We start from the raw sequence: 8067 nt of genomic DNA, 5'->3' as shown, positions 1-8067 counted from the left end.
CATTCATCTTTTCGAAGGGGTCCAGCCTGAGGTTCACAATGCCTGGCCAATCAAGCGGCACCTTCGGTCCAAACCAGCCATCGGGCTGCTCGATGAAGGTGTATTTGTAATCCCCGACACGGGCCGCCGCGAGTGTGGACTCGGTGAAATACCAGAGCTCGTTCCGTGCCGACTTGCCACCCTTGGTCAGCATGTCGAGCTGGTTATAGCCGTCGAGATGGACCTTGTACTCCGTTCCGTTGAGCGTCTTACCCTTGGTCAGGTCAGAAGCGATATCGCCATCATAACCGGCGGCAGCGGCAAAGGTCGGGAACCAGTCCATGCCGGACATCACTCCGTTGATCACCTGGTTGGGCTTGACCTTGCCGGGCCAGCGAACAACCAGCGGAACACGGAAGCCGCCTTCGGTGCCCATGCCTTTCCAGCCCTTGAACGGCGTTGTGCCGCCATCAGGCCAGGTAAAGCCTTCGGCGCCGTTATCCGCGGTTACCGCTACGATTGTGTTATCGGCGACACCCATTTCCTTAAGCTTGTTCATGACGTCGCCGATGATGTCGTCGAACTGCGCCATGCCGGCTTCCTGAATGGTCCAGCCATTCTCGGACGTCCGCATTTTTTCGTACTTCGGCGCCAAATGAGTGAAAACGTGCATTCGCGTGGGATTGAGCCAGACGAAGAACGGTTTGCCGTCCTTTTTGGCCTTGTCCATGAAGGTGAAGGCTTTGTCGCGGATGACCTCATCGACCGTTTCCATGTTGTACTTCACGTCTTTGACCGGATGCGGCGGCAGCGGACCTTCGTCGATGATCTTCTGCTTGCCGACCTTGCCCCAGCGCGGATCGACGGTCTCGTCTTCCGTGTCGGTCGCAAACGTGTGCAGCAGGTTGCGGGGGCCGACCTTGTCTTTCAGGCTCTCCGGATAATTCGGTTTCCAGGGGTCCTCCATGGCATCGAGGTGGTAGAGGTAGCCCCAGAACTCGTCGAAGCCGTGCAAGGTCGGCAGGTACTCGTTGCGGTCACCCAGATGGTTCTTTCCGAACTGGCCGGTGGCATAGCCGAGTTCCTTCATCGCGGTTGCGATGGTCGGTGCCGTTGCCGGCATCCCGACAGTCGCGCCAGCCTGTCCGACGGTCGTCAAGCCAGTGCGGATCGGCAACTCGCCAGTAATGAAGTTGGCGCGGCCGGCGGTGCAACTCGCCTCCGCGTAATAGTCGGTGAAGATCGCGCCTTCCTGAGCGAGCTGGTCGATATGCGGTGTCCGTCCCGCCATAAGGCCGCGGTGATAGGCACCGATGTTCCACATGCCGATATCGTCTCCCATGATGAACACGATGTTCGGCTTTTTCGCTTCCTGGGCGAGAGCGCCGGAGGTGAGTGGACCGGCGAGCAATGCGGCCATGACCGCGGCACCGACCGCGAGGGATCGCGATGGCATTCGCAAAGATGTAGACGGGAGTTTTTCTAGAGTTTTCATCATCAGTCCTCCAATTGGATTGCTGTCCTTTTGGATCACTTGCCGCGACCTCTCGTTCGGTTGTCTTCGCGTTATCGGTTCTCAAACAGAGCAGTGCCGTATCTTGAACCAATTGACAGCAACCGCCGGGAAAGCCCCGGCGGTTGCATTCAGCGTATGGTCAGTTGCCGGATGGCAGGCCGATGTGGAAGCCGTCCTTGGCGAGGGATTCCTGCAGATACTTGAACCTCTGATAGTTCGTGATCGTGATCGGTCCGGTGTAGACGTCGCTCTGCAGCTTGCGCGGCGGATACTTGACGTAGGATTTCATCTTCGCCAGGACCGCGTCATTGGCTGTCGGCAGAGCCCAAGTGCTTTCCGTGAAGGTGGTCATGAAGATGTCGTAGCGCTCCTGCGGGTCGGACAGCAGGTCGAAGACCTGTGGCGCCGCGGCCACGTATTTTTCCGGTCCCTTCCAGCCGAGGTTGGTATCGACCGCAAGGGCTCCAGTCTGGGCACCATCGTCCCCGCGCAGGTTGAAGACATACTTGAAGTTGCCGACGCGAACCGCGCCCGGAGAGAGTTCGTCTTCCGTGTAATAGAACCATTCGTTCCGGTTCGGCTTTCCTTCGCCGGTCCAGATCGGGATCATGTCGTAACTGTCGAAAATGATCGGCTGGTCTTCACGGTCCTTCTCCGGCAGCTTGATGCCGGCGACGGAGGCGAAAGTGGCCATCAGGTCGATCCCGCCGGCAATGTCATCGCTCTTCGAACCGGGCTTCACGTGGCCGGGCCAGCGCACCATCGTGGGAACGCGGCTGCCGCCTTCGCGGACCGTGCCCTTGGTACCGCGGAAGGGCGTGTAGCCCGCATCCGGATAGACGTCCTGCCAGGCGCCGTTGTCGACGGTGTAGAAGACGACGGTATTGTCCTTGAAGCCCAGTTCGTCGAGCTTGTTCAGGACGTTGCCGACGCGCGTATCGAGTTCGACCACCGCATCCGCATAGTCGGTCTTGGAGAGCGACTTGCCCTCGAATTCCGGTGCGGGCATGTTCGGCTGGTGGTTCTTCATGAAGTTGACGTTGATGAAGAACGGCGTGTCCTTGTCCTTGGCGGCATCCTCCAGGAACTCAATCGCATCCTGTTCCACGTATTTGTCCAGGAAAGGTATGCCAACAACGCCCTTGTCCGGCGTATCGACGTATTCGCCGCTGACCTTCCAGTCTTCCTTGGCCGTCTCGCCGGCCTTGCCGGACAAGGACCCCTTGGTCACCTTCTGGAACATCTCGCGCAATTCCGCGCTCATGGCCTTGTGCCATTTCGGATCCGCGTAGGTGTAGGCGTTCAGGTGATACAGGAAGGCGTGTTGCATCACGTCGTAGCCCTGAGCGTTCGGCAGGGCGTAATCGGCCTCACCCAGGTGCCACTTGCCGGTGAAGTAGGTCTTGTAGCCGGCGGTCTTGAGCATCGAGGCAAGCGTCCATTCCGCCTTGGGAAGACCGCCGCCCTGGCCCTGGAAGGCCACGGTGGTCATGCCCGAGCGGTTGGGAATGCGGCCGGTCTGGATCGCGGCACGGCCCGGCGTGCAGCTCGGCTGGCCGTAGAAGTTGGTGAAGAACATGCCTTCATCGGCGAGCTTATCGAAATTCGGCGTCGGCATGCCGCGGGCGGCACCGCCGAGATAGGGCCCGAGATCGCCCCAGCCTGTGTCGTCGGAGACGATCAGGAGGATGTTCGGCTTGTCGGCCGCCTGGGCCGCACCCGGCAAGGCCGCCATGGCGGCAACTCCAAGGCCAACCGCCGACAGCACGGAAAATACCGTGCGTGTCGGAAGCGGGCCCGCGGTTGAAAATTTTCGAAGTATCGTTCTCATCGTGTCTTCCTCCGAAGAGACATGGCGGACTGCGCATGCCGAATGGCGATAGGGGCCGGGGCCTCGATTGAAGCGTCAGGGTCGGAGCCGGTCGGTGCGTACCCGATCGAGCCAGCCCAGGATTTCTGCTTCCAGTTCGCCGATAAGTTCCTGATATTCGGCGATCACCCGGGTATCCGGCTTTCGCCCGCCTTTTTCGATCAGTGTCTGCCAGTAGCGAAGCGCCTCTGCGGCCTCCTCGTAATCCGCGCAAATGGAGCTGAACCCCGCATCGGCCATGCAAAGCCGCCGGATCTCCAGCTCACGCTGAGGAAGTCGTTCCAGGACTGAGCGTTTTTCCCCCATGGCAGACATTCGCTTTGAGCCGAAGATCGGGCTTCAGCACATGGTTGAACCGAGAACCGTCCTTACAGGAGGCACTATCCGGGCTCCTTCACGAGTGGCACAGGTTCGCACGCCACCTTTACGGGTACGAACATGTTCGCACCCGGGAACAGCATCTTCGGTTTCTGGGAAAATGGATTGGCAATTGGCATTTATTACAATTTGTAATTTTGACATAAGTCATGGTTATTCTGATACTTCCAGTTACTATTTTTACGCAGGGTCAATACGACCGATCAATTTCGCACAGGACGGCAGGCGATCACGAATTCGGGAGGGGCTGTTGCAATGCTCGAGCATTCAAACGCGGCAATGCCGCAAACGCCCTGCCCTGCCGATAGCGAGGTCCGTGCGGAACTTGAGCGCATCCTTTCAAGTTCGTGCTTTCAGGCCAGCGAAAAGCGGCGCCGGTTTCTGCGTTTTGTGGTCGAAGAAACGCTCGCCGGCCGGGCGAACCGCCTGAAAGGTTATACCGTCGCTGTCGAAGTGTTCGAGCGCGCCGAAGACTTCGATCCGCAAATCGATCCGGTCGTGCGCCTCGAGGCCCGCCGCCTGCGTCGGGATCTGGACGGCTATTATGCCGCCGACGGACGTGACAACCCGTTGCACATCTCCATCCCGAAGGGTCAATACGCGCCGGAATTCACTGTCCTCGACACGGGTAATGCGGATCACCGGACCGAACATCCGACTCCGGAGGACATCGACGCTTCCGACGCTGCAAAACCCGAAACCAAAAACGAAGCCGCTAACGGCCGGAAAAGCCCTTCGATTGTCAGGTGGATGATGGCCAGTCTGCTTTTGTGCGCACTGGTGATCGTGACTCTCGGATATGAGCTGTTTAAGGACCGTGTTCAGAAACCCGCCCAGACAAAAACCGCCCATGGTCCCAGCCTGATCGTGCTGCCCTTCGAGCAGCGGGACAACGGTCCGGCAACGGCTTTTCTCGCGAACGGCCTGACCGATGAGATCATGGCGGAATTCGACCATTATCCGGACATCCGACTGTATATGGACCCCGCCTTGTTCGAGAAGCAGGCGATGGCGAATATCGTCAGAATGGCTGACAAGTCCGGAGTCGAGTTCCTGGTTTCGGGAAGTGTCAGTTCAGACGCCTCGATGATCCGGGTCAATGCCAAGCTGATCCACGTTGCAACCGATCAGGTCTTGTGGACGGAAACCTATGACAGTCCCCAATCGCCCCCTTCGCTTATGAAGACCCAGAAGCAGATTGCCGAAAATGTCGCTTCGACGCTTGGCCAACCTTACGGAATCATCCGAACCTTCGAGACCGACAAACTGCTGGACAGCCACGCCCGAAGCGAAACGAGCTACGAATGCATTTTGCAGGCATATTCCTACAGGCGCAGCTTCGCCGCGAACCTGCGGGCTCCCGTTCTCGCCTGTCTGAAGGAGGCCGTCCAGCGTGATCCGGGCTATCCGGAAGCCTGGGCCATGCTAGGCTGGCTTTATATGGATTCCGGTCGTTTCGAGTGGGCGCCCGACAGTCCCGAGAAAGCCTACGACCGAGCCTTGAGCGCGGCATCCCACGCCATCGTTCTTGAAGGCAAAAACGTTCTGGCTCTCAAGGTTCTGGCTGCGGTCAATCACTATATGGGGAACTACGAGGAATCCGTGCGGCTCCAGCGGCGGGCGCTGGAACTTAATCCGAACGATCCGGACACAATGGAGCAACTCGGATGGCGGCTGGCTATCCGCGGCAATTTCGAGGAGGGTATTCCCTATCTTCAGAAGGCGATCGATCTCACGGTCTCTCCGCCGGGCTGGTTTTATCACCTGATCGCCATCGACCACTATATGAACGGCCGCTATACGGAAATGCTGACCGCCGCGAAAAACGGCGTTGTCGACGAGCTGCCGACCAGTTGGGCGCTGGTCGCGATTGCCCAGGGCGCACTCGGCAACAAGGCCGCCGCTCAGACAGCTCTGGCAAAGATGACGCAGGCGTCCCCGCTGATGGCGCGGGATCCAGGTACTTTCCTTCGCCGCCATCAGGCCACGGACGAGATCGTCAACGCGTTTATAGCCGGCATGCGCAAAGCCGGTTGGACGGAGCCGGGCGCTGGCTAGACGACAATCTCACGGTTTCGTGACCCCTTTCATCGCGCGCACCAGGTCCGCAGCCTCGGAATTGCCCGCATGCGCCCTATTATCAGGTTTCAGCTGCGTCCGGTCCCGTTTCAATGGCCGGATACACAGAACCCGATGGGAGATGCTCCGATGACCCAAGACCCAATCACCCGTCGCCGCCTCCTCGCCGCCGGTGGAGCCGTCGTGGCGACCGGGCTCCTTGTTCCCGTCAGCCGCGTCCCGGCCAGTGCCAAAGGCCTTGCCCCGACACCCTCCATGCGGGGCGGATCCAACAACTACCGGCCCGGCGCGCCGGTCGTGGACCGGATCGGCCAGGGCGGCTTCTGGATGACGGGCACGGTGCGCCGCGCGGGCGACGGCGCTCCCCTGGCCGGCCAGCGCATCCAGATCTGGGCGCATACCACGGAAGGACACGAGCGGGATCCACAGAGCCACGGGGCCACGCTCACGGACGAAAACGGGGTGTTCCGCCTGGAGATGCCGCAGATCGTGCCGGCCTTCGGCCAGCCGCACGGGCATCTCGCCTATGACAGCGGCGACTTCCAGACCGTCTTCCTCCGACCCGTGATGCGGAGCTCGAAAGACACCAGCCTGGAGGCGCATTTCATCCTTCAACCGGCCTGAGCGGGGTAGATCCTCACGGACATGAGCCGGATCCACTCGACCCTCATCTGGATCGTTCTCGCGGTCGTCCTTGCCGTGCCGATCTTTGCTGCGGCGGCCAGCCCCCTGCTCGCCTGGCGCGACCCGATCTATATCACGGCCGGGTTCGCCGGAATTTTCGCAATGGCACTGATGCTGGTTCAGCCCCTGCTGGCGGGCGGATACCTGCCGGGCCTGCCCGCCCTTCGCGGGCGCTCCGTGCACCGCTGGACCGGCGCCGTCCTGGTCGCGGCGGTGGTTGTCCATGTCGGGGGTCTTTGGATCACCAGCCCGCCGGACGTGATCGACGCGCTCCTGTTCCGTTCTCCGACGCCGTTCTCCGCCTGGGGTGTGATTGCCATGGGAGCGCTGTTTCTCGCAGCCCTCCTGGCCGCGCTGCGCCGGCGGTTGCGCCTGCGGCCCCGAACCTGGCGGTTTGCGCACACTTCCCTCGTATTGGTGGCTGCCGTCGGGAGCGTGGTCCATGCCTTGCTGATCGAGGGAACCATGGAGACGGTGTCCAAGGTAGCGCTCTGTCTGCTGGTCCTTGCTGCAGCGGTGAAGGTTGCGGCTGATCTCAGGGTATGGTCCCTCCGGCAGCGCCGAGACCCTTGAGGCAAACCCCGATTTCGTCCTCCCGGGAGAATGTCAGTGAGACCCCGGATGACGATGGAGAGAATAAGACTTGGTCAGCAGTCCGGAACCGCGACTGATGCCGCGGTTCCGGGTAACGCTCAACGGAAGATCAGTCTTCCTTGTAGCCGAGTGGCGGGATGCCCTGTTCGGCGCCGTAGTATTTGTACGGCAGGAACTTGCCGGACATCTTGATCGCGACACGGTCGCCCTTGGGATCGGGCTGGCGCTCCATTTCGAAGTCGAAGTCGATCGCCGACATGATGCCGTCGCCGAATTCTTCCTCGATCAGCGCCTTCCAGGCCGGCGCATTGACCATGACCAGCTCGTAGAAGCGATAGATCAGCGGATCGGTGGGCGGCATCGGCGTGCCCATGCCGCGCATCGGCACTTCGTTGAGCATCTTCTCTTCGAGCTCACTCAGGCCGAAAAGCTCGGCCGCCTTCTTTGCAAGCGGCTTGACCAGCTTCTGCTGGCCGAGCAGGGCGCCCACCACGAGAACCGGGCTCATGCCGCCGATCTCGTCGGTGATGTATTTCCAGGTCCAGCCCTTCTCGCGCTTGATGTCGAGGATCTTTTCGCTCAGGTCTTCTCTTTTCATTTGGCTTTCCTTTCGTCCTCCGGTTATCGCCATTTGGCCAAGACAGTCCGTTTCGGCGGAAGGCGATCCGCCGATCAGGACACAAGCAAAATCGTGGTTCGGTCTTACATTGTGGCCGCCGCCGCGATGTCCGCGCCGGTCAACCTGGAGACGGGTTTTCCAACCCTGAATTCCTTGCGGCCGCCATCGACATAGATGGCGATCACGGTTTCCGTATCGGGACAGTCGACCTCTCCACAGGACACCTCCGCCACGAAGACCGGAGCGTCCGCGTCGAGATCGAACTGCTTGCGGATCAGGTCCTTCACGGCCCGCGTCTGGGTCGATCGAACCTTCTCTCCACCTGCGTTGCCGAAATCGAAAGCCATG

At 60.4% G+C, this 8067-nt stretch carries 8 protein-coding genes; 3 read left to right on the top strand and 5 right to left on the bottom strand.

All coding sequences use genetic code 11. The features are described from left to right. The 3 genes from ABIN98_RS19240 to ABIN98_RS19230 all read right to left on the bottom strand — a co-directional run. On the bottom strand, positions 1-1399 hold a 1399-nt coding region (locus ABIN98_RS19240; protein WP_346912174.1), incomplete at its 3' end, for an arylsulfatase. Between the two features lie 235 nt (positions 1400-1634). Continuing rightward, positions 1635-3230 (bottom strand): arylsulfatase, encoded by a 1596-nt coding sequence (locus ABIN98_RS19235; RefSeq protein WP_346912177.1) that lies wholly within the window; start codon positions 3228-3230, stop codon positions 1635-1637. A gap of 171 nt (positions 3231-3401) precedes the next feature. After that, positions 3402-3671 (bottom strand): hypothetical protein, encoded by a 270-nt coding sequence (locus ABIN98_RS19230; RefSeq protein WP_346912173.1) that lies wholly within the window; start codon positions 3669-3671, stop codon positions 3402-3404. A 327-nt stretch (positions 3672-3998) separates the two neighbouring features. On the opposite strand from ABIN98_RS19230, the gene ABIN98_RS19225 reads away from it, so the two are divergent. The 3 genes from ABIN98_RS19225 to ABIN98_RS19215 all read left to right on the top strand — a co-directional run bounded on the left by ABIN98_RS19225 (position 3999) and on the right by ABIN98_RS19215 (position 7079). Further along, positions 3999-5801, top strand: a complete 1803-nt coding sequence (locus tag ABIN98_RS19225) for a hypothetical protein (RefSeq protein ID WP_346912172.1) — start codon at positions 3999-4001, stop codon at positions 5799-5801. A gap of 150 nt (positions 5802-5951) precedes the next feature. After that, positions 5952-6446, top strand: coding sequence for a twin-arginine translocation pathway signal (locus tag ABIN98_RS19220; RefSeq protein ID WP_346912171.1), 495 nt, complete (start codon positions 5952-5954; stop codon positions 6444-6446). Between the two features lie 21 nt (positions 6447-6467). Continuing rightward, positions 6468-7079, top strand: a complete 612-nt coding sequence (locus ABIN98_RS19215; protein WP_346912170.1) for a ferric reductase-like transmembrane domain-containing protein — start codon at positions 6468-6470, stop codon at positions 7077-7079. Between the two features lie 130 nt (positions 7080-7209). Here the strand turns inward: ABIN98_RS19215 and cynS are convergent, their stop codons facing one another. Together cynS and ABIN98_RS19205 are read right to left on the bottom strand one after the other, a co-directional pair. Next, positions 7210-7698 (bottom strand): cyanase, encoded by a 489-nt coding sequence (gene cynS / locus ABIN98_RS19210; RefSeq protein WP_346912169.1) that lies wholly within the window; start codon positions 7696-7698, stop codon positions 7210-7212. Between the two features lie 104 nt (positions 7699-7802). Continuing rightward, on the bottom strand, positions 7803-8066 hold the full coding sequence (locus ABIN98_RS19205; RefSeq protein ID WP_346912168.1) for a hypothetical protein: 264 nt from the start codon (positions 8064-8066) through the stop codon (positions 7803-7805). Between the last annotated feature and the right edge of the window lies 1 nt (position 8067).

This window comes from uncultured Roseibium sp. (assembly GCF_963675095.2).
Classification (GTDB): domain Bacteria; phylum Pseudomonadota; class Alphaproteobacteria; order Rhizobiales; family Stappiaceae; genus Roseibium.
Note: the sequence above shows the minus strand (reverse complement) of the source record. Positions and strands in the feature narration are given on the sequence as shown.

Bases quoted from the DNA above. Each gene is read 5' to 3' on its own strand.
- ABIN98_RS19215 (WP_346912170.1), top strand. From the start codon at position 6,468: ATGAGCCGGATCCACTCGACCCTCATCTGGATCGTTCTCGCGGTCGTC.
- ABIN98_RS19220 (WP_346912171.1), top strand. From the start codon at position 5,952: ATGACCCAAGACCCAATCACCCGTCGCCGCCTCCTCGCCGCCGGTGGA.
- ABIN98_RS19230 (WP_346912173.1), bottom strand. From the start codon at position 3,671: ATGGGGGAAAAACGCTCAGTCCTGGAACGACTTCCTCAGCGTGAGCTG.
- ABIN98_RS19235 (WP_346912177.1), bottom strand. From the start codon at position 3,230: ATGGCGGCCTTGCCGGGTGCGGCCCAGGCGGCCGACAAGCCGAACATC.
- ABIN98_RS19205 (WP_346912168.1), bottom strand. From the start codon at position 8,066: ATGGCTTTCGATTTCGGCAACGCAGGTGGAGAGAAGGTTCGATCGACC.
- ABIN98_RS19225 (WP_346912172.1), top strand. From the start codon at position 3,999: ATGCTCGAGCATTCAAACGCGGCAATGCCGCAAACGCCCTGCCCTGCC.
- cynS (WP_346912169.1), bottom strand. From the start codon at position 7,698: ATGAAAAGAGAAGACCTGAGCGAAAAGATCCTCGACATCAAGCGCGAG.